Origin of the sequence: Pseudomonas laurylsulfativorans (assembly GCF_002906155.1) — a bacterium.
GTDB classification, from domain to species: domain Bacteria; phylum Pseudomonadota; class Gammaproteobacteria; order Pseudomonadales; family Pseudomonadaceae; genus Aquipseudomonas; species Aquipseudomonas laurylsulfativorans.
The window spans coordinates 244,078-269,061 of sequence record NZ_MUJK01000006.1; the positions used below are offsets into that span (position 1 = coordinate 244,078).

The following is a 24,984-nucleotide window of genomic DNA, read 5'->3' on the forward strand; positions in this document are numbered from 1 at the left end:
GACGTTTTTCGCGAGCAAGCTCGCTCCTCCAGGTTTTGTGTGTATCAGTTGGCGGTGCTGTAGCGCCGGACACCTGATTCAACCGCAGGAATCTGCGCCGCCGTGCTGCCTGACGCCTGGAACAGCACCAGGTGTTCAGCCGCGACACGAATACCCACATCCGCCCCGACCTGACGATCGACATGGCTCGGAAAGATCGACTCCAGCTGTGCGCCTGTCGGCAGTTGCAAGCGATACAGGGTCGACGCCCCCAGGAATGTCTTGCCCGCGATTCGCGCCTTCAATGCGCTGTCCGGCGCGTAGACGATATCGTCCGGGCGCAGCAGCACATCCACGGCGCCACCGACCGGCCAGGTGTAGGCCCGGTTGCCGCGCAACTCACCCAACTCGGTTTGCACCGACTCGGGGCTGCTCAATTGACCGCGAATGAAGTAGCCCTGGCCGATGAAGCTGGCCACAAAGGGTGTCAGCGGTTCGTGATACAGGTTGTAGGGCGTATCCCACTGTTCCAGTCGACCTTCCTTGAACACACCAACGTGGTCGCTGACCGCGAAGGCTTCTTCCTGGTCGTGAGTCACCAGAATCGCGCTGGTGCCACGGGCCTTGAGGATGTCGCGTACTTCGTGGCTGAGCTTGCGGCGCAATTCGCCATCGAGGTTGGAGAACGGTTCGTCGAGCAGCAGCAGTTGCGGTTCCGGCGCCAGGGCGCGGGCCAGGGCGACACGTTGTTGCTGACCACCGGAAAGCTCATGAGGGAAGCGCTTGCCGAGGTTCTTCAGGTTAACCAGCTCCAGCAGTTCTTCGGTAACGCGATCCTTTTGCGGATGCTTGCGAATGCCGAAGGCGATGTTGTCGGCCACGCTCAAATGCGGAAAGAGTGCGTAGTCCTGGAACACCATGCCGATGCGACGTTTCTCCGGGGCGAGGGTGAAACCAGCGCTGGAGATGGTCTCGCCAGCCAGCTGGATTTCGCCTTCGTGTACCGGTTCGAAACCGGCAATCGCCCGCAGGGTGGTGGTCTTGCCGCAGCCCGAAGAGCCCAGCAGGCAACCAATGTCGCCGGCGTTCAAATGCAGGTTCAGGTTCTGCACCACGCGCTGGTCTTGATAGCCGCAGGCGAGGTTGCGCAGGTTAAGCAGTAATGGCTGGCTCATGCGTGGTGATACGCCGGTTCGACGAGGAATTCGAGCAGGGCTTTTTGCGCATGAAGACGGTTTTCGGCTTGATCCCAGGCCACCGAGCGTTTGTCGTCGAGCAGGTCGACGCTGATTTCTTCGCCGCGGTGCGCCGGCAGGCAGTGCATGAACAGCACGTCGTCAGCGGCCAGGTCGAGCAGGGCGCGGTTGACCTGGTAGGGTGCGAACAGCTTCAGGCGCTTGGCGGTTTCCTCTTCCTGGCCCATGGAGGTCCAGACGTCGGTGCTCACCAGGTGTGCACCGCGCACGGCATCTTTCGGGTCGCGAACGATGGTGACCCGATCGCCGGCCTTGGCCACGAATTCAGGATTGGGCTCGTAGCCTTCCGGGCAGGCAACGCGCAGCTGGAAGTCGAACTGGATCGCCGCTTCTATATAGCTGTTGCACATGTTGTTGCCGTCGCCGATCCAGGCCACGGTCTTGCCCTGGATGGCGCCGCGGTGTTCGAGGAACGTCTGCATGTCCGCCAGCAACTGGCACGGATGCAGGTCATCGGACAGGCCATTGATTACCGGAACGCGGGAGTTGGCGGCGAATTCGGTCAGGTTGCTGTGGGCAAAGGTACGGATCATCACCGCGTCGAGCATGCTCGACATGACGATGGCGCAGTCGCCGATCGGCTCGCCGCGACCCAATTGGGTGTCACGTGGCGACAGGAAGATCGCCTGGCCGCCGAGCTGGATCATGCCGGCCTCGAAGGAGATCCGGGTGCGGGTCGAGGATTTCTCGAAAATCATCCCCAGGACGCGGTTTTTCAGAGGCTCGAACAGTACGCCGCGGTTACGCAGGTCCTTGAGCTCAACGCCTCGACGGATCACGCTGACCAGCTCTTCGGGCGTGCAATCCATCAGGGAGAGAAAGTGCCTTGCGCTCATCATTGACTACCTTTTTGCTACAAACCGCAGATGCTCAAAGCCTTGTTTAACGGAACAACGGGCGAGACCTGCGGCGTAAGCCGCACGGGGCGACGAAATAGGGGAAGGCGCGATCTTATAATTAAATGTCGCGTCTTACCAATAGGGCTACAGTTTTTAGGGAGTTTCAGAGGTGCTACGGGTTTGCCGAGGTAGCGCTTTGAAGCTGATTCCTTATAGCAGCGGCTCATTTGTACACTGGCCTCTCGGGGCTTGGCAATCAAACGGGGCGGCAATGGTGCGCTGACAGTCGGTTTCTGACCTGTCATTCCAGTTCTTGAGCGGTCTGTCGCCAGCCTGAAATATTTGCGAATGCAAAGTGCAGGGTTATAAATAAATCTTGAGCGACTCAGGAAGCCCCCCCCCGATGGAATCGAAAGAGCAGCTGTTAATGGAGCTACTGGGCCTTACGGCGCGCTCGCTGACTCACCTCACCGCGTCAATGACGACGATGTCCTTCGAGTTGTTGCGCAGCGAAGACGAAGTCACCCGGGCTGCCGGCCGCCACATGATCGACCGCATGGCCACCATCAGCACCGGGCTCGATGAGCACTGGCGCCTGATCGGCGAGTTGACCGGCGTACACGGCCCCCACGGACCGATTGAAACCCTTCAGGAAATCCAGCTGCAGGCGCCACCCAGGTTGCCTCCGAACTGAACTGCGGCGGCCATCGGCTGGCCTGATAACCCTCGATTCACAAGATGAACGTCGCTGGCGTGGTAGCGGCTCTGGCGCCATAGTTTTGTTTCCGCGGCCAACGTTGCCCGCCCATAACAAGACAGAGACTGGCCATGACCAAGACTCTCCATCACCGTGCTTGCCATTTGTGCGAAGCCATCTGTGGCCTGACCATCGAAACCACCGAAGTCGAAGGCGGTAACGTCCAGATCACGTCGATCAAGGGCGACCCCCAGGACACGTTCAGTCGTGGGCACATCTGCCCAAAGGCGGTGGCGCTGCAAGACATCCAGAACGATCCGGATCGCCTGCATCAGCCGATGCAGCGGGTGGGCAATGCATGGCAGCCCATTGAGTGGGAAGCGGCATTCAATCTGGTCGCCGAACGCCTCGCTGCAATTCAGGAGCATCACGGACAAAATGCCGTGGCGGTCTATCAAGGCAACCCGAGCGTGCACAATTACGGGTTGATGACCCACAGCAATTACTTCCTCGGCCTGCTGAAAACCCGCAACCGTTTTTCCGCGACGTCGGTTGATCAGTTACCCCATCACCTGACCAGTCATTTGATGTACGGCCATGGTTTGTTGCTGCCAATCCCGGACATTGATCACACCGATTTCATGCTGATCCTTGGCGGCAACCCGCTGGCTTCGAACGGCAGCATCATGACCGTGCCGGATGTGGAAAAGCGTTTGAAGGCGATACAGGCCCGCGGCGGCAAAGTGGTGGTGGTCGATCCGCGCCGTAGTGAAACCGCGGCCATTGCCGATCAGCATCTGTTCGTGCGCCCGGGCGGTGATGCAGCGCTGTTGTTCGGACTGCTCAATACCTTGTTCGCAGAAGGTCTGACCCGCGACAGCCATCTGCCGGTAGACGGTCTGGAGGAGGTGCGTGAGGTTGTAGCGCCATTCACCGCTGAGGCCATGAGTCCGTTGTGCGCCGTACCGGCCGAGCAGATCCGCCAATTGGCGCGGGACTTCGCCGTGGCACCGAGTGCAGTCTGTTATGGCCGCATGGGCGTCTCGACCCAGGCCTTCGGTACGTTGTGCCACTGGGTGGTGCAGTTGATCAACCTGGTTACCGGTAACCTTGATCGCGTGGGAGGGGCCTTGTGCACCGAACCGGCGGTGGACCTGGTGGCGACGACATCAGGCGGACACTTCAATCTGTGGCAGAGCCGGGTTTCCGGTCGCCCGGAATACGCTGGAGAGCTGCCAGTCTCGGCGCTGGCCGAAGAGATGCTGACTGAAGGCGAAGGGCAAGTCCGGGCGCTGATTACCGTGGCGGGCAATCCGGTGCTGTCCACGCCCAATGGCCGAAAACTCGAACAGGCGCTGGACGGGCTGGAGTTCATGGTCAGTATCGACCTGTACATCAATGAAACCACGCGTTACGCCGACCTGATCCTGCCGTCCACCTCAGCGCTGGAAAACGACCATTACGACACCACGTTCAACCTGTTCGCGGTGCGCAACGTCACTCGTTTCAATCACGCCATCCTCGCCAAACCCAAGGGCGCGTTGCACGATTGGGAAATCTTCGTCGGGCTGGCCAAGGCATTTGCCGCCAGGACCGGCAAAGAGTTGAAGCCCACCATCGCCCCGGCGCAAATGATCGATCGCGGCCTGCGCATGGGGATGTACGGCGACTCTTCAGAGCACAAGCTGTCGCTGGCGACTTTGTTCGATCATCCCCATGGTGTCGATCTTGGTGCGCTCAAGCCTAACCTGACGCCACGCCTGAAAACTGCCAATCAACGCATCCAGGCCGCGCCGGCCGCGATTCTCGCTGACCTGGCGCGCTTTGCAGCCTTGAAGGCACCCGCCGTCGACGAGTTGTTGATGATTGGCCGTCGGCATGTGCGCAGCAACAACTCATGGATGCATAACTATCATCGATTGGTGAAGGGCAAGCCGCGTCATCAGATGCTGATGCATCCGGACGATCTGGCCATTCGCGGGCTGAGCGACGGGCAGCGCGTACGGGTCAGCTCGCGGGTGGGTGTGATTGAAGTCGAAGTGCTTGGCAGTCTGGACATGATGAAAGGCGTGGTCAGCCTGCCACATGGCTGGGGCCACGCGCGGCCTGGCGTGCAAATGTCGATTGCCAGCAGTCAGCCAGGCTCCAGCGCCAATGATCTGACCGACGAATGCCAGATTGACGAGTTGTCGGGAAATGCCGCGCTCAATGGCGTGCCGGTGACCGTGGCAGCTGCTTGAATCAGTCTGACGGAGAGACCGAGCAGGGCGCTCGGCTTTCCGTTACAATGCGCCACCGTGCCGACCCGTGAGTCGGAAAGTTCAGCCGAGGTGCTCCATGGATATCATCGAAACGATTAAAGAGCAGATTGCCAACAACACCATTCTGCTTTACATGAAAGGCTCGCCGAATGCCCCGCAGTGCGGCTTCTCCGCGAAAGCCGCGCAGGCCGTGATGGCTTGTGGCGAAAAGTTTGCGTACGTGGACATCCTGCAGAACCCGGAAATCCGCGCCAACCTGCCAAAATACGCCAACTGGCCAACCTTCCCGCAACTGTGGGTTGCCGGTGAGCTGGTCGGCGGTAGCGACATCATGACTGAAATGTCTGCTGACGGTTCGCTGCAGAGCCTGATCAAGGATGCCGCCGCCAAGGCCGCTGCTCCAAAGACCGAAGCCTGATTTGCTGTGTGTAGGAGCGAGCTCGCGATGGACTAAAAAACGCCGCGGGCTGTCAGGCTTGCCGCGTAATCGTTAACGACCATCGCGAGCAAGCTCGCTCCTACAGCAGGCATAAAAAAGCCCCGCCTCTTTTAAAGAGGGCGGGGCTTTTTATTGCATCGAGATTAATGGCGTAGAACTTACTCGTCGTCGCCCATTTGCGATTGCAGATAGTTCTCGATACCGATTTTGTCGATCAGGCCCAACTGGGTTTCCAGCCAGTCGATATGTTCTTCTTCGGACTCGAGGATATCTTCAAGCAGATCACGGCTACCGAAGTCGCCAACTGTTTCGCAATGCGCGATGGCTACTTTCAGATCGGCATGGCCGATTTTCTCGATACGCAGGTCGCACTCAAGCATTTCCTTGGTGTGCTCGCCGATGTGCAGCTTGCCCAAGTCCTGGACGTTCGGCAGGCCTTCAAGGAACAGAATGCGCTTGATCAGCTTGTCCGCGTGCTTCATCTCGTCGATGGATTCGTGGTACTCGTGCTTGCCGAGTTTGTTCAGGCCCCAATCTTCATACATGCGCGCATGCAGGAAGTATTGATTGATCGCGACCAGTTCATTGGCAAGGATCTTGTTGAGATGCTGGATGACTGTAACGTCGCCTTTCATGATGGGGTCCTGCCCTGTAATAGCTGTCAATAGAACAGAGTTTGAGCCGCGTATTTGCTAGTGTCAAACCTAAGTTATTGAAACTTAAATGAAAATTAATCGGAATAAGAATGTTTGTGTTCCGCGTCTAGAGCATAACTAGTTGATTTTCAGACATAAAAAAACCGGACATATGTCCGGTTCTTTAAAATTCGAGATTCAAGCGGCTGTAAATTCTGCTGGATATGGAATTGCAGCCTGGGCCGTTTGCAGTTTGGTGAGTGTCTCGCGGACCACTTCCTTGGCGAGGCAGGCACATTTACCGCATTGGCTGGCAACGCCGGTGGCCACACGGACTTCCTTGTAGCTGCAGCAACCTTCATAGATCGCATCGCGGATTTGACCGTCGGTGACGCCAGTGCAGAGGCAAACATACATAAGGAAGGACCGTCGCTGATTGTGACTCAATTGCGATGGATCTTAATGTTAACGAGAATGATTGTCAAAGTGGTTTCAGAGCACTTTTCGTCATAAGCGGGGATGGCTGACGAACGGTCTGCCTGGCAAGTCGGTGATACAAAACCGTCGGGGATTTCATCGTACAGGGAAAAAACAGCTAAGCCAGCTCAAACACGCGGTGTATGATGGCCGGTCTTTTGCGACCGGGGATCGTGTCACAGGGCTGTCGCCTCAGGGTGGCAGGCTGATGCGAACCCTGTTTCTCACGCTATTACACCAGGAGATATCCAATGAGCGTACTCGTAGGCAAACAAGCCCCTGACTTCACCGTACCGGCCGTACTCGGCAATGGCGAGATCGTTGACAGCTTCACCCTGTCTTCGGCGATCAAAGGCAAATACGGCCTGGTGTTCTTCTACCCGCTGGACTTCACCTTCGTTTGCCCGTCCGAGCTGATCGCTCTGGACAACCGCATGTCCGAGTTCAAGGCACGCAACGTTGAAGTAGTCGCAGTGTCGATCGACTCGCACTTCACCCACAACGCCTGGCGCAACACCCCGGTCAACAATGGTGGTATCGGCGAAGTTCGCTACACCATGGCTGCCGACATCAAGCAGGAAATCATGAAAGCCTACGACGTTCAGTCCGCGGACGGCGTGGCTTTCCGTGGCGCGTTCCTGATCGACGACAAAGGTGTTGTCCGTTCGCAGATCATCAACGACCTGCCGCTGGGCCGTAACATGGAAGAGCTGCTGCGTCTGGTCGACGCTCTGCAATTCCACGAAGAGCACGGCGAAGTTTGCCCTGCCAACTGGAAGAAAGGCGACAAAGGCATGAACGCTTCGCCAGAAGGCGTTGCGGCTTACCTGACCGAGCATGCTGCCGCTCTGTAAGGCGCGTTGCAGGTACAAAAAAACCGGCCTTCGAGGCCGGTTTTTTTATGCGCGAAAGTAAATCTGCGACTGAAATCCCTGTAGGAGCGAGCCTGCTCGCGATGGACTCAAGAACACCGCGGTGTGTCAGGCCCCCAACGTTATTGTTGACGACCATCGCGAGCAGGCTCGCTCCCACAAAGAGCAAAGAGTCGACAGCCTTCAATCGTCAAAGTCTTCCCAGCCACCCATCTGTTTCCAGCGATTGACGATGCCGCAGAACAGCTCAGCGGTCTTCTCGGTATCGTAGCGGGCCGAGTGGGCCTCACGACCGTCGAAGTCGATGTCTGCTGCCTGGCAGGCCTTGGCCAGCACGGTTTGACCGTAGGCGAGACCTGCGAGCGTCGCGGTGTCGAAACTGGAGAACGGATGGAACGGATTACGCTTCATGTCCAGGCGCGCAACCGCTGCATTCAGGAAGCCTAGGTCGAAGCTGCTGTTATGGCCGACCAGGATCGCCCGTTTGCAGCCATTGGCCTTGAGGGCCTTGCGCACGCCGCGGAAGATATCGTTCAGGGCAGACTCTTCGCTCACGGCCATGCGCAGCGGGTGATCGAGCTTGATCCCGGTGAACTCCAGAGCGGCCGCTTCGATGTTCGCGCCTTCGAATGGCTCGACACGGAAGAAGTAGGTGTGATCCGGGTAGACAAAACCCTTTTCATCCATGGCGATGGTGGTCGCGGCAATTTCCAGCAAGGCGTCGGTGGCCGAGTTGAAGCCACCGGTTTCTACGTCGACGACAACCGGCAGGTAACCACGAAACCGCGCTGCCATTGGATGACGGGAACCGCCTCCGCCACCTTGACCTTCCAGTTCGTCGTCGAAATGGTCTTCACTCACGCGTGTTCCTCCAGCAGGCGCCAGCGCAGTTTTTCACCGGCGCGCAGCGGGATAACGGTCAGCTCGCCGAAGGGCAGGCTGGTAGGGGCGGTCCATTCTTCGCGGACCAGGGTGATGCGATCGGTGTTGGCCGGCAGACCATAGAAGCGAGGGCCGTTGAGGCTGGCGAAGGCCTCAAGCTTGTCCAGCGCATTGCGCTGTTCGAAGGCTTCGGCATACATCTCGATCGCCGCATAAGCGGTGTAGCAACCGGCGCAGCCGCAGGCCGCTTCCTTGGCGTGCTGGGCGTGGGGCGCCGAGTCGGTACCGAGGAAGAACTTTTCGCTGCCGCTGGTGGCGGCGTCGAGCAGGGCTTCCTGGTGGGTGTTGCGCTTGAGGATCGGCAGGCAATAGAAGTGCGGCCGAATCCCGCCCACCAGCATGTGGTTGCGGTTGTAGAGCAGGTGATGCGCAGTGATGGTCGCGCCAACGTTGGCCGAAGCCGAGTTGACGAACTGCACGGCGTCCGCTGTGGTGATGTGTTCGAAGACCACTTTGAGGGTCGGGAAACGTTCGACCACACGGCGCATGTGCTCATCGATGAAGATTTTTTCGCGGTCGAACACGTCGACATCGCCGCGGGTAACTTCACCGTGGATCAACAACGGCATCCCGACTTCGGCCATGGCCTCGAGTGCAGGGAAGATTTTGTCGATGCTGGTGACGCCAGAGTCCGAGTTGGTGGTCGCGCCGGCCGGGTACAGCTTGGCGGCGTGCACGAATCCGCTGGCCTTGGCCTCGCGAATCTCTTCAGGCTGGGTGCGGTCGGTCAGGTACAGAACCATCAGCGGCTCGAACGCGCTGCCGGCCGGGCGGGCAGCGAGAATCCGCTGGCGATAGCCGTCGGCTTCGGCCGCGTTGCGCACCGGTGGAACCAGGTTGGGCATGATGATGGCGCGGCCAAAGGTGCGCGCGACATCCGCGACGGTATTGGTCAACACGGCACCATCGCGAAGATGAATGTGCCAGTCGTCGGGACGCAGCAGGGTCAGGCGGTCGGACATGAGGGGATTCCAGGCGGGTCAAACTGAGGGGAATGCTACCGGAAAAGACTCTTGCAGGCACTCGCTATCAAGTTTTGCGGGAAGCTTCCGATATCCAACAGGTATGCCGTAAGCATGTGTATGCCGGTCTTTTTGTTGTAGAAGCCAGTGGAGCCCCCCGTGCGCCAGCGTTATTTAGCCTTGCTCAGTGTGTTTGCCAGCCTTCCCGCGATGGCGCTCACTTTCCAGACTCGTCTGGAGAGCATTGAGTGGACGGTCGAAGGCGACAAGTTCGAATGCCGCCTGGCGCAGCCGATTACCGACTTCGGTTCGGGCGAGTTCGTGCGCAAGGCCGGTGAGCAGGCAACGTTTCGTCTGAAGGCCTATAACCCGATGATGGGCGGCGGTTCGGCGACCTTGTTGGCCGCCGCGGCACCGTGGCAACCGGGGCGTGACGATATCAACCTGGGCACGGTGAGAGTCGGCAGCGGCAACGTGTTGTTCAACAGTTCACAGGTTCAGGCAGGGCGTCTGATCAGTGGCTTGATGGACGGTCGCAGCCCGGTGGTTCGCCACTCCTCGGGTGATGGTCGGGTGTCGGAAGTGCGATTGCTGCCGGTCAGGTTCACCAAAGCATTTGCCGACTACCAGGGTTGCGTGGCGAAACTGTTGCCACAGAATTTCGAACAGGTGAAGCAATCCGAAATAGGCTTCCCCGGCGGCGGAATCGAACTCGACAGCGCAGCAAAAGCCAAACTGCAGGTGATGCTGGAGTACATGAAGGCCGATCCGACGGTCAATCACATCGAGCTCGACGGTCACTCCGACAATAGCGGCAACCGCCTGACCAACCGCGACCTGTCGCGGCGCCGGGCCCTGGCTGTGATGGAGTTCTTCAAGGCCAACGGCATCCAGGAGTCACAAATCACCGTGCGTTTCCATGGCGAACGTTATCCGGTGGCGCCTAACACCAACAACGTCAACCGCGCGAAGAACCGTCGGGTGGCGGTACGCCTGGACCGCGGAGCGCCCGCGGAACAAGTCGCCCCGCAGGCGACGAAAGCGGCCACTTCGGCAACTTCCTGACTCGGCGGTCATCGTCGCCCTCTCGACATAATCTGTCGCTTCGTCGTCATAAGCTGTCGCGCCACTGTAAATTATTCTGTATGAGCGGTAGACTTCCCGGCTTTCCGTAGAACCCCGTGGAGTGATGGCATGGCGGACGTAAACAAGGTCGTTCTGGCGTATTCCGGCGGCCTGGACACTTCGGTGATCCTCAAGTGGCTGCAGGATACTTATAACTGTGAAGTGGTGACCTTCACCGCTGACCTGGGTCAGGGCGAAGAGGTCGAACCTGCACGCGCCAAGGCTCAGGCCATGGGCGTCAAAGAGATCTACATCGACGACTTGCGCGAAGAGTTCGTGCGCGATTTCGTTTTCCCGATGTTCCGCGCCAACACCGTTTACGAAGGCGAGTACCTGCTGGGTACCTCCATCGCTCGTCCGTTGATCGCCAAGCGCCTGATCGAAATCGCCAACGAAACCGGCGCTGACGCCATTTCCCATGGTGCCACCGGCAAGGGCAACGACCAGGTTCGTTTCGAACTGGGCGCGTACGCCTTGAAGCCTGGTGTGAAAGTGATCGCTCCGTGGCGCGAATGGGACCTGTTGTCCCGTGAAAAGCTGATGGATTACGCCGATAAGCACGCGATCCCGATCGAGCGCCATGGCAAGAAGAAATCCCCGTACTCCATGGATGCCAACCTGCTGCACATCTCCTATGAAGGCGGCGTGCTGGAAGACACCTGGACCGAGCACGAAGAAGACATGTGGCGCTGGACCGTCTCCCCGGAGAACGCTCCCGACAAACCGCAGTACCTGGAACTGACCTACCGCAACGGCGACATCGTCGCACTGGACGGCGTCGAAATGACTCCGGCCACCGTGCTGGCGACCCTGAACCGTATCGGTGGCGAACATGGTATCGGGCGTCTGGACATCGTCGAGAACCGCTACGTGGGCATGAAGTCCCGTGGCTGCTACGAAACTCCTGGCGGCACCATCATGCTGCGCGCCCACCGTGCGATCGAATCGATCACTCTGGACCGCGAAGTGGCTCACCTCAAAGACGAGCTGATGCCCAAGTACGCCAGCCTGATCTACACCGGTTACTGGTGGAGTCCTGAGCGTCTGATGCTGCAACAGATGATCGATGCGTCCCAGGTCAACGTGAACGGCGTTGTGCGCCTGAAGCTGTACAAGGGCAATGTGATCGTCACTGGCCGCAAGTCCGACGACTCACTGTTCGACGCCAACATCGCTACCTTCGAAGAAGATGGCGGCGCGTACAACCAAGCGGATGCAGCGGGCTTCATCAAGCTCAACGCCTTGCGCATGCGCATTGCGGCGAACAAAGGCCGGAAGCTGTTCTGAGACCTTTGAGGTAGTGATGGATGCCTGATCTCGTCCAGGACGAGGTCAGGCACCTGAAAGCGGGGGGTGATGCCTGTTCCTGCGTTGTCGGTTGCTTTGGTTTGCGCTGACGATTTCCTGTTTTTTCTCCTTCCTGCGGTCTGTCTGTTCTAAGTGATGTTGTTTGCCGGTTGTCCGGCTCGATCAATGACCGTCAACCTGTGCGAGCCCGGATTGTAGGCAATGTAAATGGCAGAGCTGCGCTTCCTGGTCTGCTGTGAATGTTTGAGCGCACTGGCTTTTAGTAAAGTCTCCGAAATGGCACAAGTGACAAATACAATCACGTATGCCGTCTTTTCCCGTGGCCTCTGGATTTTTTCCAGCAGCGCTCCAAATTCGATCTCCTGGCTCATCCAGCGTGTATCAACGATGTACAGGTCTTTGACAAGTTCTGGCAACTGAAGTTGATGCTGAACGAAGACAGTGGTGTGCAGACCAATCTCCGTTGGCGGATCCTGTGCGCCGCACGGCGTCCGAGCTGACGGCTGGTCATTCGTTGACGTTTCCAGAGTGGGTGTCTCAGGCGCCTTCCCGGTACTCTTTTTTTCCGACCGCCCAGCGTCATCCATGACCTTCATGAAGTGTTTTCCCTTTTCAAAGTCGGAAGGCGCATACAGTGATTTGTAGTTGAAGTTCAGTGTCGCGAAAAAAAGTAAAAGTAAATAAAACGGAAAGCTGATCAGAAACCAGACATAAATCTCTCTTTCCTCTTGATCCAGGAAAGGTAGAGAAACAGCGGCCGATGTTTCAGAGAGCGCTGCGAATATCGCGATAATTGTCATTGGATTGTAAATTCGTTTTCTATCATGTTCTGTGCTCATATTGAATTATCTTTTTTGAATGGTTTATGAAGTTGGTCTTGTGGTTTTTTTGTGGTGACTTTTGTTATTTGTCGCTCCTCGGCTTTATGGATTTTGTGGTGTTTTAATGATTGCGCAAAAAATAAAATTTGCTGTAAGAGTAATTGGATGCTTGATGTGTGATATTTCTGGTATGAAAGGTTATCGCGTAAATATCAGTTACGTTTTTATGGAAGGGGTAGATGCTTATGTTTGTCAGAGCACGGTCGCTCAGGTTGGTTTGTGGAAAATTTTGGTCGTAAACCGATAGGATCGATTGCCGGAAACTGCGACAGCATGGCGCTGTTACAGTTTTCAACTCATTCCGTTCGATGGATTTTTGTAGGAGTAATCCGTGTTGCTTGTAGGGGATGTCTCTTGGTGCGGGTGGGTGGAAGGGGCGACATGCCATGGGTGAAACGACTAGGCTATTGTGCGGGCTCTAAAAAATTCGAACAGCGAAAATTGGACTTGCCCATGAATAAAGTGCTGATCGTGGATGATCACCCCGTCATTCGTCTTGCGGTACGTATGCTAATGGAACGTCATGGCTACGAAGTTATTGCAGAAACCGATAATGGTGTGGATGCACTGCAACTAGCTCGTGAACTTACACCGGATATTGTCATTCTGGATATCGGGATTCCGAAGCTGGACGGATTGGAAGTCATCGCGCGTTTGTCTTCGACCTTAATGCCAATGAAAGTGCTGATCCTGACTTCGCAGGCGCCGGGGCATTTTTCCATGCGTTGCATGCAATCCGGTGCGGCCGGTTATGTCTGCAAACAACAAGACTTGACGGAGTTGCTCAGTGCGATAAAGGCCGTGTTGTCAGGCTACAGTTACTTTCCTAATCAAGCCTTGCATACCGTGCGTTGCAGTTTAGGGAACGCTAGTGAGGCCGATATGGTTGATCGGTTGTCGGGGCGGGAAATGATGGTCCTGCAACAGTTGGCCAGAGGAAAGACCAATAAAGAGATTGCCGATGGAATGTTTCTCAGCAATAAAACAGTCAGTACTTACAAGACCCGCCTGTTGCTCAAGCTGAATGCAAGGTCTCTGGTCGATTTGATCGAACTGGCACAACGCAATGGTCTGGTGTGATGAGGTGACTGTGCGACAAAGGGGGGGCTACCGGAGTATGGCACTTAAAAAAAAGCCTCCGCTTCGGGAGGCTTTCAGATGTCATAAGTCAAAATCGTAATCGGCCAATTGCTTTTGCAGTCGGCGCTCCTCCAGCAGATTGTCGATGGTGCGGCGTTTGCTCAGATTAGTTTTCGCTACTTCAACCACCGGTTCTGCGTCATCGGTTTCGGCGGTGGTGAAGTCGTCTTCTACGTCCAATTGCTCTTTGCCAGTACTCATTTAGTTACTCCAGGCTAAGAAGGCCTTTGGCGCTCCTTATATCGACAATCTCCCGGCGGGTAAAAAAGATTTTTTCAATCGACAATTCGATAAACCCAATAGCGCCTCAATCGTCGGAGGTTTTGTGCTTGTATTCGCACAGGTCTTCGATCCGGCAGCTTCCGCATCGCGGCTTGCGGGCCAGGCACACATAACGCCCGTGAAGGATCAGCCAGTGGTGAGAGTCGAGCAGGTACTCCCTGGGCACGAATTTCATCAGCTTTTTCTCGACTTCCACCACATTCTTGCCGGGCGCAATGCCAGTCCGGTTGCTGACTCTGAAAATATGCGTGTCGACGGCCATGGTCAGCTGACGAAATGCGGTATTGAGTACCACATTGGCAGTTTTGCGGCCGACACCGGGCAGCGCTTCCAGCTCTTCACGGGTTTGTGGTACTTCGCCAGCGTGGCGCTCGACCAGCAGGCGGCAGGTTTCGATCACGTTTTTCGCTTTGCTGTTGTACAGGCCGATGGTCTTGATGTAATCCGACAGTCCCTCGATACCCAGGGCATGGATCGCTGCCGGGGTATTGGCGACCGGGAACAGCTTGGCTGTGGCCTTGTTGACGCCGACATCGGTCGATTGCGCCGAGAGAATCACGGCAATCAGCAATTCGAATGGTGAGGAATAGGCCAGTTCAGTCTTTGGCTCCGGGTTGTCCTCGTGCAGTCTGCGGAAAATTTCCAGACGTTTTGCGGCATTCATGGGCAGTGCGTTTCCTCAAAGGCAATCAAAGTGTGGGCGTTGGGCGCCAGGCCCGCCTAGCGGCGATCAGCAGTCCGAGCAGAATGAACCCGCCAGGGACCAATGTGGCCAGGCGCAGACCGCCATCGGCCAACAGCACCCAGCCTTGCCAATCAGTTTGCGTTGCGCCGATCAACCACGATAGATGGTTTCCAAGTGTTCCGTTGCCGATGAGTTCGCGCAGCAGGCCCAGTGCAATCATCAGCGTGGCAAACAGGCCATTGAGTCGCAGACGTTGGCGCCAACCGTTCTGAAAGAACCCGGTGTGCTCCAGTACGACGCATTGCAAGGCGATCAAGGCGCCATAGAACCCTAGATGTTGCTGCCATTGGAGCGACCAGGCTTGTGCCATGAGTTCCGCGCAACTGGTGAGCGTGGCGGCCAACAGGATGCTGGCCAGCAAGCGGGCCGCCGGGACCAGTCGGGATCGCAGGACGCCCATGGCCAGGCTGAACAACTGGGTCACCACCATGAACATCAGGCACAGGCCAAGTGCGGCCGTCAGCGAGTGGGTAGCGCCGATCAGTGGCGTCAGCATTAAGGTATTGCGCAGAGTCGATGAGTTATCCATGGGCAGGTTTTCCGAGCAGTTGTCGCCGGTGTTCATCGAAGTAGCGCAAGGCATCGTGGACAGCATTGATCACCGCTCTTGAGGTGATGGTTGCGCCTGCGATCTGATCGAACTGCCCCTGATCTTTTTTCAGCGCCCAGCCGCTGTCACCGGGTTCTGTTCGAGATTTGCCGGAAAAAATCTGCAGCCATGAATTGGGCCAGTCAGCGATTCGCGCTCCCAGTCCTGGTGTTTCCGACTGTTTGAGGGTTTTGACGCCCAGCAACCTGCCATTGGCATCGACAGCGATCAGCAGGTCGATGGCACTGGCGTAGCCAATGGTTTGAACGCGCAGCAACAGCGCGACAGGTAGATCGGCCCGGGTCGCCAGATACCCACCGAGCACAGTGCTGTTGGTCAGGGCGGTTGTTTCGAGCTTGATGGGGTGTTCGAGTGGTTGATTGTCGTAGCTGCCCGGCGCGATCAGGTCCAGCAGATTGCGGCTGTCGATCAGGCGCTGTTCGGCGGCAATGCGCGGCGCGCTGCCGAGTTGCACGAAGTACGTCACGCCAAGGCCAAGTGCGGCCAAAAGCACCAGAAGCGCGATGCTCGATGTCCGGTTCATGGCACCTCCGGCTGTTGTCTGGCCGCCACGAACCGCTCCAGTGCCGGTACGCACAGGTTCATCGACAACACGGCGAAGGCGATGCCGTCCGGATAGCCACCCCAGGTACGAATGAAGTAAGTCAGGAGACCGACGCCGACGCCGAACAGAAGTTTTGCCCTGGGGCTTCTGGCGCCGGATACCGGTTCAGTGATGATGAAGAACGCCCCCAGCATGGTCGCACCGGTCAGCAGGTGAAACAGCGGCGAGCCATGAGAGTCGGAGCCCGAACCGTTCCAGCACAGAAGGCTGATGATGAACAGGCTGGCCAGCATGCCAACCGGGGCATGCCAACTGATTACCCGTCGCTGCAAGAGAAACATTCCGCCCGCCAGGAACGCCAGGTTCATCCACTCCACCCCGCGACCGCCGTAGTGGCCGAATGCCGGGTTGCTGGCAAACAGTTCATCCATGGTCAGGCTTTTATTGATTCGCAGACTGTCCAGTGCTGTGGCCTGCACCCACGCATCCGGTGCTTGGCCGACACCGAACACTTGCTGCAAACCGCTCAGCAAGTCCATGCCATGGGACGATGGCCAATGGGTCATGGATTGCGGAAAGGTCACCAGTACCAGAGCAAAACCGAGCATCGCCGGGTTGAAGGGATTCGAGCCGACGCCTCCATACAAGTGCTTGCCAAAGATCATCGCAAAAGCGGCAGCGCTGAGGGTCAGCCACCATGGGCAGTAAGGCGGCAGCGCCAGGGCCAGCAACGTGGCACTGACTAAAGCGCTGCCGTCACTCAAGGTTGGCCTCAGCGGTCGCTTGCGCCATTGCACGACGGCGGCTTCGATGGCCAGCGTAGCCGTGGTCGCCAGAACCAGGTTGATCAACACACCCCAGCCGTACAGCCAGAACGCCGCGAGCACTCCCGGCAGCGTGGCCAGCAGCACCAGTTTCATTGCCTGCTGCAGGCGATCATCAACTGCTTCAAGGGCCGGCATAGGCGTTCACCTGGCGTTCGGCCTCGCCGAGTGCGCGCTCCAGGGCTTCGATTTGTTCCGCCGGTGCTTCGTTGGCCTGAGCCTTCTTCAGTTCGGCGCGGCGCATGGCCAGCTGGATCTTGGCCCGTTTCAGATCGGCATCATTTGACGACGCCGTTGCCACTGTCGGCGCAGGGGCTGGCGGGGCGGCGCTTTCCAGTTGCGCCAGGTTTTTTTCGGCGGCTTCGAACTGCTGTTGCAGGACGATCAACTGCGACTGCTGTTCGAAGGTCGGCGGATGTCCGAAGGCCTTCAGCGATTTGTGCAGTTGCGCCCGACTCATCGCCACATCGATCTTGGCCTTTTTCAACGCGGCATCGGCATTGGCGGCTTTCTGTGCGCGGACACGCTCGAGCGCGGACTGCACTGGGTCGGCTGTCGCTTGCGCAGGTTGCGCGGCTCGTTGTCGGGCCTGGCGCTCGGTGATTTTCTGTTGTTCCTCACGCAGCAAGCGGGCATTGCGTTGTTCGAAGCGGCGCCGTGCGTGATCGCGTTTGAGGGCGCGGGCCTGCCGCGTCTGCGGTGTCAGGGCCAAGCCCCCAACAACGGGCAGTACCGTATTCGGCAGCAATGGGCGCATCTCGATGCAGTCCACCGGGCACGGTGCCACGCACAGATCGCAACCGGTGCACTCATCAATAATGACCGTATGCATGAGCTTGGCCGCGCCGACGATGGCATCCACCGGGCAGGCCTGGATGCACTTGGTGCAACCAATGCACTCGGCTTCGCGGATGTAGGCGATCTGCGCAGGTGCCGAGCCGCGAGTGATGTCCAGTTCCAGCACCGGCACCTTCAGCAGTTCGGCCAGGGCGGCGATGGTTTCGTTGCCGCCGGGTGGGCACTTGTTGATCGGCTCACCGCTGGCGATGCCTTCGGCGTACGGCTTGCACCCGGGGTGGCCGCACTTGCCACATTGGGTTTGCGGCAAGAGTGCGTCGATGCGTTGAATCAGACTCATGTTTTGATCAGTCCGCTGAATCCGAGAAAAACCACTGCGATCAGGCCGGCACCGATCAGGTCGATCGGTAGACCGCGAAAGGGCAGTGGCACATCGTTGTCGGCCGTGCGTTCACGCAAATCAGTGAACAGGCTCAACACCAGCCAGAAGCCCACCCCTGCACCCAGGCTCAAGGCCGTGGCCTGAAACAAGCCTTTGTCCTCCTGAGTATTGAGCAAGGCCACGCCGAGTACGCCGGCATTGCCCAGTAACAACGGCCAGAGGCCTTTGAAAGGCATTGTTGAAAAGACCCGTGCCAGCAGATTCAGCAACGGGCCAATCAGCAGTACGCTCAATGGCAAAAACACAAACAGGCGCAGCGCCGTCAATTGCAGCGGCACCAGCAGCCAGTGATAGAGCGCGTAGCCGAGCATGCCCACGACCAGCATCAGGCATGTCGTCGCAATGCCCAAGGCATGGACCTGACGGCGCTGGCCGGCCAACAGAGGATCGACGGCCAACGGCCAGTGCAACACGAGGTTGTTGATCAGGGCGGTGCTGACAAGCATAAGAAGTGCTTCGGTCATGATCGTGCCGGCAGACAGTAGTTTTTGTAGGAGCTAGCTTGCTTGCGATGGACCCAAGTGCGCCGCGTTAAACCTGTGGGCACGCATTATCGTTAACCACCATCGCGAGCAAGCTCGCTCCTACAGGAGATGGTCTGAAAAGCTTAGGCATTATCCGGCAAGGCGGGAGGGTGGGCCAGACATGAAAATCCCACAGCCGCGCCAGGTACGACTGTGGGATCGATTTGCCGCAGACCTTACTTGATGCGCTGACCCGGCTTGGCGCCGCTGTCAGGGCTGAGCAAGTAGATTTCTTCTCCGCCAGGGCCGGCCGCCATCACCATGCCTTCGGAGATACCGAACTTCATTTTCCGTGGCTTGAGGTTGGCGATCATCATGGTCAGGCGACCGTCGAGCTTGGACGGGTCCGGGTAAGCGCTCTTGATCCCGGAGAACACGTTGCGTTGCTCGTCACCGATGTCCAGGGTCAGGCGCAACAGCTTGTCGGCGCCGTCCACGTGTTCTGCCTTGACGATCAGCGCAACACGCAGGTCGACGGCGGCAAAGGTGTCGAACTCGATTTCCGGCGACAGCGGATCCTTGGCCAGTTCGCCATTGCCGGCAGGTGCGGCTTCGCCGGTGTCGGTCTGGCTGGCGGTCAGGTCTTCTTTCGAAGCGTCGGTCATGGCTTGTACCTTGACCGGGTCGATACGGGTCATCAACGGCTTGAACTCGTTCAATTGATGATTGCTGAGCAAGGTCGCGTGGTCGTTCCAGGTGAGCGGCGCGACGTTCAGGAACGCCTCGGCATCGGCGGCCAGCAACGGCAGCACAGGCTTGAGGAAGATCACCAACTGGCGGAAAAGGTTGACGCCAGTGGCGCAGATCGCCTGGACTTCGTCCTGTTTGCCTTCCTGTTTGTTCAATGACCACGGTGCCTTGTCGGCGATCCAGGCGTTGGCGCGGTCGGCCAGGCCCATGATCTCGCGCATGGCGCGGGCAAAGTCGCGGGCTTCATAGGCGTCGGCGATGCTTGGCGCGGCGGCCAGGAAGGCGTCGGTCAGTTCCGGCGCGGCGTTGGTGTCGACCATCACGCCGGCGTTGCCTTTGTTGATGAACCCGGCGCAACGGCTGGCGATGTTGACGACCTTGCCCACCAGGTCGGAGTTGACCTTCTGCACGAAGTCTTCGAGGTTCAGGTCGAGGTCATCGACGCCCCGGCCCAGTTTGGCCGCGTAGTAGTAACGCAGGTATTCCGGCGACAGGTGGTCCAGGTAGGTGCGGGCCTTGATGAAAGTGCCGCGGGACTTGGACATCTTCTGGCCGTTGACGGTCAGGTAACCGTGCACGTTGATCCCGGTGGGCTTGCGGTAGCCCGCGCCTTCGAGCATGGCTGGCCAAAACAGGGCGTGGAAGTTGACGATGTCCTTGCCGATGAAGTGATACAGCTCGGCGGTGGAGTCCTTGCCCCAGAACGCGTCGAAGTCCAGCTCCGGCGTGCGGTTACACAGGTTCTTGAAGCTGGCCATGTAGCCGATCGGCGCATCCAGCCAGACGTAGAAGTACTTGCCCGGCTCGTCGGGAATCTCGAAACCGAAATACGGCGCATCGCGGGAGATGTCCCACTGTTGCAGGCCGGCGTCCAGCCATTCGGCGATCTTGTTCGCTACGGCATCCTGCAGGGTGCCGCTGCGGGTCCAGGTCTGCAGCATGGCCTGGAAGTCCGGCAGCTTGAAGAAGAAGTGCTGGGAATCCTTGAGCACCGGGGTGGCGCCGGAGATTGCCGACTTCGGATCCTTCAGGTCGGTTGGCGCGTAGGTTGCGCCGCATTTTTCGCAGTTGTCGCCGTACTGGTCTTCAGTGCCGCATTTCGGGCAGGTGCCCTTGATGAAGCGGTCGGCCAGGAACATTTTCTTTTCCGGGTCGAAATACTGGGTGATCGAGCGTGTGGCGATGTGCCCGGCGTCACGCAGCTTCAGGTAGATCTGGCTCGACAGCTCACGGTTTTCTTCGGCGTGAGTGGAGTGGAAGTTGTCGAAGTCCACCAGGAAGTCGGCAAAGTCGGCGCTGTGTTCAGCCTGGACGTTGGCGATCAGTTGTTCCGGGGTGATGCCTTCCTTTTCCGCACGCAGCATGATCGCCGAACCGTGGGCGTCGTCGGCGCAGACATAGATGCATTGATTGCCGCGGTGCTTCTGGAAGCGCACCCACATATCGGTCTGGATGTATTCCAGCATATGGCCGAGGTGAATCGAACCATTGGCATAGGGCAGGGCGCTGGTGACGAGGATCTTGCGTGGCTCGGACATGGGGCTCGGCTACTTGATGAAACGGAGGTCGGCCACTATAAAGCGCTGGCGCATATTTTTCACCCTGTGAGCCTGTTTCATTGGATGAGTAACGGGTCGATGCAATCTTTTGAGCATCCCGCCGCGCGCTCGGAACAGGTACGATACCCGTCATCTTTTCCAGTCCTGTTTTCGGAGTTGCCCATGAGCGCCGTCAATCGCGCAGCGGTGGAAGCCGTCCTTCGCCAATACACCGACCCTTACCTGAACCAGGACCCGGTCAGCGCCGGGTGCGTGCGCAATATAGAGATCCAGGGCGACCGCGTCAGCGTTCAGCTCGAGCTGGGTTACGCCGCCGGTCTGTTCAAGAGTGGCTGGGCACAGATGCTGGAAATGGCCATTCAGGGGTTGGATGGCGTGACAAGTGCCCGCGTCGAGATCACCAGCGTTATCGCTGCGCACAAGGCCCAGGCACAGATTCCGGGGCTGGCCAACGTCAAGAACGTGGTAGCCGTGGCCTCCGGCAAGGGCGGCGTGGGTAAATCCACCACGGCGGCCAACCTGGCCCTGGCCCTGGCCCGTGAAGGCGCCAAGGTCGGGATTCTTGATGCGGACATCTACGGCCCGAGCCAGGGCATCATGTTCGGCATCCCCGAGCGCACCCGTCCCGAGGTCAAGGACCAGAAGTGGTTCGTTCCGCTCAAATCCCATGGCGTGGAAGTGATGTCCATGGCTTTCCTGACCGACGACAGCACGCCGATGGTCTGGCGTGGTCCGATGGTCTCCGGTGCCTTGCTGCAACTGGTAACGCAAACCGCATGGGGCGACCTGGATTACCTGGTCATCGACATGCCGCCGGGCACCGGTGACATCCAGCTGACCCTGGCGCAGAAAGTGCCAGTGGCCGGTGCAGTCATCGTTACCACCCCGCAAGACCTGGCATTGCTGGACGCGCGCAAGGGCGTGGAAATGTTCCGCAAGGTCAACATTCCGGTGCTGGGCGTGGTGGAAAACATGGCCGTGCACATCTGCTCGAACTGCGGCCATGCCGAGCATCTGTTCGGTGAGGGTGGTGGCGTGAAGTTGGCCAACCAATATGGCGTCGAGTTGCTGGCCTCGTTGCCGCTGTCGATGGTCATCCGCGAGCAGGCCGATGGTGGCAAGCCAACGGTGATCGCCGAGCCTGACAGCCCGATCGCCCTGGTTTACCAGGAACTGGCGCGCCACGTCGGTGCGCGGATCGTATTGCAGGAAGCGTTGACGCCGGCGATGCCGAATATCAGCGTCAGCGACGATTGATTTCGAATAGTTGACACTGCCCCCTGTGGGAGCGAGCTTGCTCGCGATGACGGAATAACATTCAACAGATATGTTGAATGAACCACCGCTATCGCGAGCAAGCTCGCTCCTACAGTTGTTTTGTGGGGGGCTTTAGATCCGCAACCCGCCATCCATCTCCAGAATCCGGCCGGTGTAATAGTCGTTCTCGAAGATGTACGCCGCCGAATGGGCGATCTCTTCCGGCTTGCCCATGCGCTTGAGCGGAATGCCGCTGGTCATTTTCTCCAGCGCTTCAGGTTTCATGCCCAGGGTCATTTCGGTTTCGATGAAGCCCGGCGCAATGCCGGCCACGCGAATGCCATAGCGCGCCAGTTCCTTGGCCCAGGTCACGGTCGCCGCCGCGACACCGGCCTTGGCCGCCGAGTAGTTGGTCTGACCGACGTTGCCGGCGCGGGAAATCGACGAGATATTGATGATAGCGCCGCTGTTGTCCAGCTCGACCATTTTCGCCGCGACTTCGCGGGTGCACAGGAACACGCCGGTCAGATTGACGTCGATCACGGCCTGCCACTGGGCCAGACTCATCTTGGTCATTTCGCCATCCTTGACCTTGAGCAACAGGCCATCGCGCAGGATCCCGGCGTTGTTGATCAAACCGTGGATCGCGCCGAAATCTTCGGCGACCTGGGCCACCATGTGGGTCACTTGCTCTTCATTGGCGACATTGCACAGGTAGGCGCGGGCTTCGACACCCTTGGCCTTGCAGGCCGCGACGGCGTCGTCGAGTTTTTCCTGATTGAGGTCGACCAGTGCGAGCTTCGCGCCCTTGCTGGCGAAATACTCGGCCATGGAGCGACCTAAACCCTGGCAACCGCCAGTGATAATGATTACTTTGTCAGTGAGTTGCATTCGCATGCCCCCGGTAGCAGGTCTGAGTGGTTTCCTTGTAGAGAGCCTCTCGATCTGCGCCTGACATGGCCCGGCTGCACATGAGATCTGCCCCGATGGCGTGCTGGGACTTTCACCAGCAGCTCGTCCGTTTTTTTGACGGATTCTATTTAAGGAGTCATAAATTGAGCGTTGAAGCGGCTAAGCATGCACGAGAATTGCTTCTCAAGGAATACCGTGGGGTGCTCTCGACGCACTCCAAATCGATGCCCGGTTTTCCGTTCGGCTCCGTGGTTCCGTACTGTCTGGACGAGCTGGGCCGACCGCTGATCCTGATCAGCCGCATCGCTCAGCACACGCATAATCTGCAAAAAGACCCGAAGTGCTCGCTCTTTGTCGGCGAGCGTGGCGCCGAAGATGTCCAGGCCGTTGGTCGACTGACATACCTGGCTGAAGCGCATCAGATAGAAGACGAAGCCGCCATCGAGGCCGCCTCCGAGCGTTACTACCGCTACTTCCCGGAGTCGCAGGGTTATCACCAGGCTCATGATTTCGATTTCTGGGTGCTCAAGCCTGTACGCCATCGCTATATCGGCGGTTTTGGCGCGATTCACTGGGTCAACGACCTGACCCTGGCCAACCCGTTCGCCGGCAAGGCCGAGGTGAGTATGGTCGAGCACATGAACGCCGATCATGCCAAAGCCATTGCCCACTACGTGGACCTGGCGGGCCTGCCGAAAACTTCGCCGGCGCAGATGGTCGGTATCGACACCGAAGGCATGCACCTGCGTATCGGTCAAAGCCTGTACTGGTTGCCGTTTCAAGCGCCTTGTAATACCCCGACACAAGTCCGCGAAGCCTTGGTTTCTCTGGCTCACGCCGAACATTGGCCGAAAAATGAAGTGGCCGACGCTTGAATTCACGAAACGGCGACGTCATCTAAGGTGAACTGGCAAGGCATTCTTGCGTTGAGGAACCATTTGATGCGCCCTTTTTTGTTGCTCTTTCTGCTGTTCCCGGTGTTGGAGCTGTTCGTATTCGTCAAGGTGGCAGGGTCTATCGGGTTTTTCCCGGCCTTGCTGCTGATCATTCTCGGCTCGATGTTCGGCGTGTTTGTGCTGCGTATCGCCGGCCTGGCCACGGCCCTGCGTGCCCGTGAAAGCCTGAGCCGCGGCGAACTGCCGGCCCAGACCATGCTCGAGGGCCTGATGCTGGCATTGGCCGGTGGCCTGTTGATTCTCCCGGGTTTTATCAGCGATGTGATTGGCCTGTTCTTGCTGCTACCGTTCAGTCGCCGTCTGCTAGCGGGCAAAATGCGTCAGCGCGCCGAAGAGCAGGCCATGCGTCAGCGAGCGTTCGCCGACGACCTGCAGGCCCGCGGTGGTCCAGCCCCGCGCGAGCCGCTGGGGCGTGAACCGACCGTGATCGAAGGCGAGTTCGAACACCGTGACAGCAAGTAATTCGATTCAGCACACGGCACCTTTGGGTGCCGTGTTCGTTTGCGGAGCCTCGACCTGAAAAAATTTCGACCCCCGCCCTTGTAATAAGCTTATGCGCCCTTATGTAACGGTCACCGCAAGGTTTCTGGCGATCACGCCAGACAGACTTCCGCGGTTCGCTTGACGAACCGCAACCGGCTCCGCCGGCCTTTGTTAAACCCGCCGGGACTACACCGGCCGATGAAAACCACAATTAGGAGAGATCGACAATGAAGCTTCGTCCTCTGCATGACCGCGTCGTCATCCGTCGCAGCGAAGAAGAAAAGAAAACCGCTGGCGGTATCGTCCTGCCAGGTTCGGCTGCTGAAAAAGCCAACAGCGGCGAAATCCTCGCTGTAGGCACCGGCCGCGTATTGGAAAACGGTGAAGTGCGTGCACTGTCCGTGAAAGTGGGCGACAAGGTTGTGTTCGGTCCTTACTCCGGCAGCAACACTGTGAAAGTCGACGGCGAAGACCTGCTGGTAATGAGCGAGAACGAAATCCTCGCTGTTATCGAAGGCTGATACCCCCGTTCATTTTCCGCTACT

At 58.3% G+C, this 24,984-nt stretch carries 27 protein-coding genes; 11 read left to right on the forward strand and 16 right to left on the reverse strand.

Going from position 1 to position 24,984, the window contains the following annotated elements; translation table 11 throughout:
• Positions 1 to 44: 44 nt before the first annotated feature.
• Entirely contained in the window at positions 45 to 1,154 is a 1,110-nt protein-coding gene (locus B0D71_RS20245; RefSeq protein ID WP_007971311.1) for an ABC transporter ATP-binding protein, read from the reverse strand.
• Entirely contained in the window at positions 1,151 to 2,071 is a 921-nt protein-coding gene (gene argF / locus B0D71_RS20250; RefSeq protein WP_103396325.1) for an ornithine carbamoyltransferase, read from the reverse strand. The genes B0D71_RS20245 and argF overlap by 4 nt, the downstream gene beginning before the upstream one ends.
• 406 nt (positions 2,072 to 2,477) lie before the next feature.
• Between argF and B0D71_RS20255 the strand changes: the two genes are divergently transcribed.
• From B0D71_RS20255 to grxD, 3 genes are all read left to right on the forward strand, one after another.
• On the forward strand, positions 2,478 to 2,768 hold the full coding sequence (locus B0D71_RS20255) for a hypothetical protein (protein WP_103396326.1): 291 nt from the start codon (positions 2,478 to 2,480) through the stop codon (positions 2,766 to 2,768).
• A 134-nt stretch (positions 2,769 to 2,902) separates the two neighbouring features.
• A complete protein-coding gene (locus B0D71_RS20260) occupies positions 2,903 to 5,011 on the forward strand; it encodes a molybdopterin oxidoreductase family protein (RefSeq protein ID WP_103396327.1) in 2,109 nt (702 codons plus the stop codon).
• A 97-nt stretch (positions 5,012 to 5,108) separates the two neighbouring features.
• Positions 5,109 to 5,450: a Grx4 family monothiol glutaredoxin gene (gene grxD / locus B0D71_RS20265; RefSeq protein ID WP_103396328.1), complete on the forward strand. Its 342-nt coding sequence runs from the start codon at positions 5,109 to 5,111 to the stop codon at positions 5,448 to 5,450.
• A 179-nt stretch (positions 5,451 to 5,629) separates the two neighbouring features.
• Here grxD and bfr read toward each other — a convergent pair whose 3' ends face one another.
• On the reverse strand, positions 5,630 to 6,106 hold the full coding sequence (bfr, locus tag B0D71_RS20270; RefSeq protein ID WP_103396329.1) for a bacterioferritin: 477 nt from the start codon (positions 6,104 to 6,106) through the stop codon (positions 5,630 to 5,632).
• A gap of 198 nt (positions 6,107 to 6,304) precedes the next feature.
• The gene (locus B0D71_RS20275) at positions 6,305 to 6,523 is read right to left on the reverse strand and encodes a bacterioferritin-associated ferredoxin (protein WP_007985869.1); all 219 of its coding nucleotides are present in this window, start codon (positions 6,521 to 6,523) and stop codon (positions 6,305 to 6,307) included.
• Positions 6,524 to 6,834: 311 nt separating this feature from the next.
• Here B0D71_RS20275 and B0D71_RS20280 point away from each other — a divergent pair, with 311 nt between their 5' ends.
• Positions 6,835 to 7,437 carry a peroxiredoxin gene (locus B0D71_RS20280; protein ID WP_007971324.1) on the forward strand — a complete coding sequence of 201 codons (603 nt, stop codon included), beginning with the start codon at positions 6,835 to 6,837 and terminating at the stop codon, positions 7,435 to 7,437.
• A 201-nt stretch (positions 7,438 to 7,638) separates the two neighbouring features.
• On the opposite strand, the gene rnt is transcribed toward B0D71_RS20280, so the two are convergent.
• Together rnt and pyrC are read right to left on the reverse strand one after the other, a co-directional pair.
• Entirely contained in the window at positions 7,639 to 8,316 is a 678-nt protein-coding gene (gene rnt / locus B0D71_RS20285; RefSeq protein ID WP_085724159.1) for a ribonuclease T, read from the reverse strand.
• Entirely contained in the window at positions 8,313 to 9,359 is a 1,047-nt protein-coding gene (gene pyrC, locus B0D71_RS20290; protein WP_103396330.1) for a dihydroorotase, read from the reverse strand. Before pyrC ends, rnt begins: the two co-directional genes overlap by 4 nt.
• Before the next feature lie 159 nt (positions 9,360 to 9,518).
• On the opposite strand from pyrC, the gene B0D71_RS20295 reads away from it, so the two are divergent.
• Together B0D71_RS20295 and B0D71_RS20300 are read left to right on the forward strand one after the other, a co-directional pair.
• A complete protein-coding gene (locus tag B0D71_RS20295; RefSeq protein ID WP_103396331.1) occupies positions 9,519 to 10,424 on the forward strand; it encodes a flagellar protein MotY in 906 nt (301 codons plus the stop codon).
• Between the two features lie 129 nt (positions 10,425 to 10,553).
• Positions 10,554 to 11,771, forward strand: a complete 1,218-nt coding sequence (locus B0D71_RS20300; RefSeq protein ID WP_007985864.1) for an argininosuccinate synthase — start codon at positions 10,554 to 10,556, stop codon at positions 11,769 to 11,771.
• A gap of 149 nt (positions 11,772 to 11,920) precedes the next feature.
• Here the strand turns inward: B0D71_RS20300 and B0D71_RS20305 are convergent, their stop codons facing one another.
• Complete coding sequence (locus B0D71_RS20305) at positions 11,921 to 12,631, reverse strand: hypothetical protein (protein WP_103396332.1); 711 nt, start codon at positions 12,629 to 12,631, stop codon at positions 11,921 to 11,923.
• A gap of 495 nt (positions 12,632 to 13,126) precedes the next feature.
• Here B0D71_RS20305 and B0D71_RS20310 point away from each other — a divergent pair, with 495 nt between their 5' ends.
• Positions 13,127 to 13,753, forward strand: coding sequence for a response regulator transcription factor (locus B0D71_RS20310; protein WP_103396399.1), 627 nt, complete (start codon positions 13,127 to 13,129; stop codon positions 13,751 to 13,753).
• A gap of 81 nt (positions 13,754 to 13,834) precedes the next feature.
• Here B0D71_RS20310 and B0D71_RS20315 read toward each other — a convergent pair whose 3' ends face one another.
• The 8 genes from B0D71_RS20315 to metG form a co-directional block, all read right to left on the reverse strand.
• A complete protein-coding gene (locus tag B0D71_RS20315; protein ID WP_007972325.1) occupies positions 13,835 to 14,014 on the reverse strand; it encodes a PA3496 family putative envelope integrity protein in 180 nt (59 codons plus the stop codon).
• A gap of 106 nt (positions 14,015 to 14,120) precedes the next feature.
• Complete coding sequence (nth, locus tag B0D71_RS20320) at positions 14,121 to 14,759, reverse strand: endonuclease III (RefSeq protein ID WP_103396333.1); 639 nt, start codon at positions 14,757 to 14,759, stop codon at positions 14,121 to 14,123.
• A 25-nt stretch (positions 14,760 to 14,784) separates the two neighbouring features.
• Positions 14,785 to 15,369 carry an Rnf-Nqr domain containing protein gene (locus tag B0D71_RS20325; RefSeq protein ID WP_103396334.1) on the reverse strand — a complete coding sequence of 195 codons (585 nt, stop codon included), beginning with the start codon at positions 15,367 to 15,369 and terminating at the stop codon, positions 14,785 to 14,787.
• Positions 15,362 to 15,973 (reverse strand): RnfABCDGE type electron transport complex subunit G, encoded by a 612-nt coding sequence (locus B0D71_RS20330; RefSeq protein ID WP_103396335.1) that lies wholly within the window; start codon positions 15,971 to 15,973, stop codon positions 15,362 to 15,364. The genes B0D71_RS20325 and B0D71_RS20330 overlap by 8 nt, the downstream gene beginning before the upstream one ends.
• Positions 15,970 to 16,956, reverse strand: coding sequence for an RnfABCDGE type electron transport complex subunit D (locus tag B0D71_RS20335; RefSeq protein WP_103396336.1), 987 nt, complete (start codon positions 16,954 to 16,956; stop codon positions 15,970 to 15,972). Before B0D71_RS20335 ends, B0D71_RS20330 begins: the two co-directional genes overlap by 4 nt.
• Complete coding sequence (rsxB, locus tag B0D71_RS20340) at positions 16,943 to 17,956, reverse strand: electron transport complex subunit RsxB (protein WP_103396337.1); 1,014 nt, start codon at positions 17,954 to 17,956, stop codon at positions 16,943 to 16,945. Before rsxB ends, B0D71_RS20335 begins: the two co-directional genes overlap by 14 nt.
• On the reverse strand, positions 17,953 to 18,522 hold the full coding sequence (locus tag B0D71_RS20345; protein WP_103396338.1) for an electron transport complex protein RnfA: 570 nt from the start codon (positions 18,520 to 18,522) through the stop codon (positions 17,953 to 17,955). Before B0D71_RS20345 ends, rsxB begins: the two co-directional genes overlap by 4 nt.
• A 236-nt stretch (positions 18,523 to 18,758) precedes the next feature.
• Entirely contained in the window at positions 18,759 to 20,810 is a 2,052-nt protein-coding gene (gene metG / locus B0D71_RS20350) for a methionine--tRNA ligase (RefSeq protein ID WP_103396339.1), read from the reverse strand.
• A 183-nt stretch (positions 20,811 to 20,993) separates the two neighbouring features.
• On the opposite strand from metG, the gene apbC reads away from it, so the two are divergent.
• On the forward strand, positions 20,994 to 22,088 hold the full coding sequence (gene apbC, locus B0D71_RS20355; protein WP_103396340.1) for an iron-sulfur cluster carrier protein ApbC: 1,095 nt from the start codon (positions 20,994 to 20,996) through the stop codon (positions 22,086 to 22,088).
• A gap of 132 nt (positions 22,089 to 22,220) precedes the next feature.
• Here the strand turns inward: apbC and B0D71_RS20365 are convergent, their stop codons facing one another.
• Positions 22,221 to 22,979, reverse strand: coding sequence for an SDR family oxidoreductase (locus B0D71_RS20365; RefSeq protein ID WP_103396342.1), 759 nt, complete (start codon positions 22,977 to 22,979; stop codon positions 22,221 to 22,223).
• 164 nt (positions 22,980 to 23,143) lie between these two features.
• Between B0D71_RS20365 and B0D71_RS20370 the strand changes: the two genes are divergently transcribed.
• The 3 genes from B0D71_RS20370 (at position 23,144) to B0D71_RS20380 (ending at position 24,960) form a co-directional block, all read left to right on the forward strand.
• Positions 23,144 to 23,875 carry a HugZ family pyridoxamine 5'-phosphate oxidase gene (locus B0D71_RS20370; RefSeq protein WP_103396343.1) on the forward strand — a complete coding sequence of 244 codons (732 nt, stop codon included), beginning with the start codon at positions 23,144 to 23,146 and terminating at the stop codon, positions 23,873 to 23,875.
• Positions 23,876 to 23,941: 66 nt separating this feature from the next.
• Entirely contained in the window at positions 23,942 to 24,418 is a 477-nt protein-coding gene (locus B0D71_RS20375) for an FxsA family protein (protein WP_103396344.1), read from the forward strand.
• Positions 24,419 to 24,666: 248 nt separating this feature from the next.
• Entirely contained in the window at positions 24,667 to 24,960 is a 294-nt protein-coding gene (locus B0D71_RS20380) for a co-chaperone GroES (RefSeq protein WP_007985847.1), read from the forward strand.
• Positions 24,961 to 24,984 lie beyond the last annotated feature (24 nt).

Coding starts and splice junctions, on each gene's coding strand:
- B0D71_RS20245 (WP_007971311.1), bottom strand. CDS start 1,154: ATGAGCCAGCCATTACTGCTTAACCTGCGCAACCTCGCCTGCGGCTAT.
- argF (WP_103396325.1), bottom strand. CDS start 2,071: ATGAGCGCAAGGCACTTTCTCTCCCTGATGGATTGCACGCCCGAAGAG.
- B0D71_RS20255 (WP_103396326.1), top strand. CDS start 2,478: ATGGAATCGAAAGAGCAGCTGTTAATGGAGCTACTGGGCCTTACGGCG.
- B0D71_RS20260 (WP_103396327.1), top strand. CDS start 2,903: ATGACCAAGACTCTCCATCACCGTGCTTGCCATTTGTGCGAAGCCATC.
- grxD (WP_103396328.1), top strand. CDS start 5,109: ATGGATATCATCGAAACGATTAAAGAGCAGATTGCCAACAACACCATT.
- bfr (WP_103396329.1), bottom strand. CDS start 6,106: ATGAAAGGCGACGTTACAGTCATCCAGCATCTCAACAAGATCCTTGCC.
- B0D71_RS20275 (WP_007985869.1), bottom strand. CDS start 6,523: ATGTATGTTTGCCTCTGCACTGGCGTCACCGACGGTCAAATCCGCGAT.
- B0D71_RS20280 (WP_007971324.1), top strand. CDS start 6,835: ATGAGCGTACTCGTAGGCAAACAAGCCCCTGACTTCACCGTACCGGCC.
- pyrC (WP_103396330.1), bottom strand. CDS start 9,359: ATGTCCGACCGCCTGACCCTGCTGCGTCCCGACGACTGGCACATTCAT.
- B0D71_RS20300 (WP_007985864.1), top strand. CDS start 10,554: ATGGCGGACGTAAACAAGGTCGTTCTGGCGTATTCCGGCGGCCTGGAC.
- B0D71_RS20305 (WP_103396332.1), bottom strand. CDS start 12,631: ATGAGCACAGAACATGATAGAAAACGAATTTACAATCCAATGACAATT.
- B0D71_RS20310 (WP_103396399.1), top strand. CDS start 13,127: ATGAATAAAGTGCTGATCGTGGATGATCACCCCGTCATTCGTCTTGCG.
- B0D71_RS20315 (WP_007972325.1), bottom strand. CDS start 14,014: ATGAGTACTGGCAAAGAGCAATTGGACGTAGAAGACGACTTCACCACC.
- nth (WP_103396333.1), bottom strand. CDS start 14,759: ATGAATGCCGCAAAACGTCTGGAAATTTTCCGCAGACTGCACGAGGAC.
- B0D71_RS20325 (WP_103396334.1), bottom strand. CDS start 15,369: ATGGATAACTCATCGACTCTGCGCAATACCTTAATGCTGACGCCACTG.
- B0D71_RS20330 (WP_103396335.1), bottom strand. CDS start 15,973: ATGAACCGGACATCGAGCATCGCGCTTCTGGTGCTTTTGGCCGCACTT.
- B0D71_RS20335 (WP_103396336.1), bottom strand. CDS start 16,956: ATGCCGGCCCTTGAAGCAGTTGATGATCGCCTGCAGCAGGCAATGAAA.
- rsxB (WP_103396337.1), bottom strand. CDS start 17,956: ATGAGTCTGATTCAACGCATCGACGCACTCTTGCCGCAAACCCAATGT.
- B0D71_RS20345 (WP_103396338.1), bottom strand. CDS start 18,522: ATGACCGAAGCACTTCTTATGCTTGTCAGCACCGCCCTGATCAACAAC.
- metG (WP_103396339.1), bottom strand. CDS start 20,810: ATGTCCGAGCCACGCAAGATCCTCGTCACCAGCGCCCTGCCCTATGCC.
- apbC (WP_103396340.1), top strand. CDS start 20,994: ATGAGCGCCGTCAATCGCGCAGCGGTGGAAGCCGTCCTTCGCCAATAC.
- B0D71_RS20365 (WP_103396342.1), bottom strand. CDS start 22,979: ATGCAACTCACTGACAAAGTAATCATTATCACTGGCGGTTGCCAGGGT.
- B0D71_RS20375 (WP_103396344.1), top strand. CDS start 23,942: ATGCGCCCTTTTTTGTTGCTCTTTCTGCTGTTCCCGGTGTTGGAGCTG.
- B0D71_RS20380 (WP_007985847.1), top strand. CDS start 24,667: ATGAAGCTTCGTCCTCTGCATGACCGCGTCGTCATCCGTCGCAGCGAA.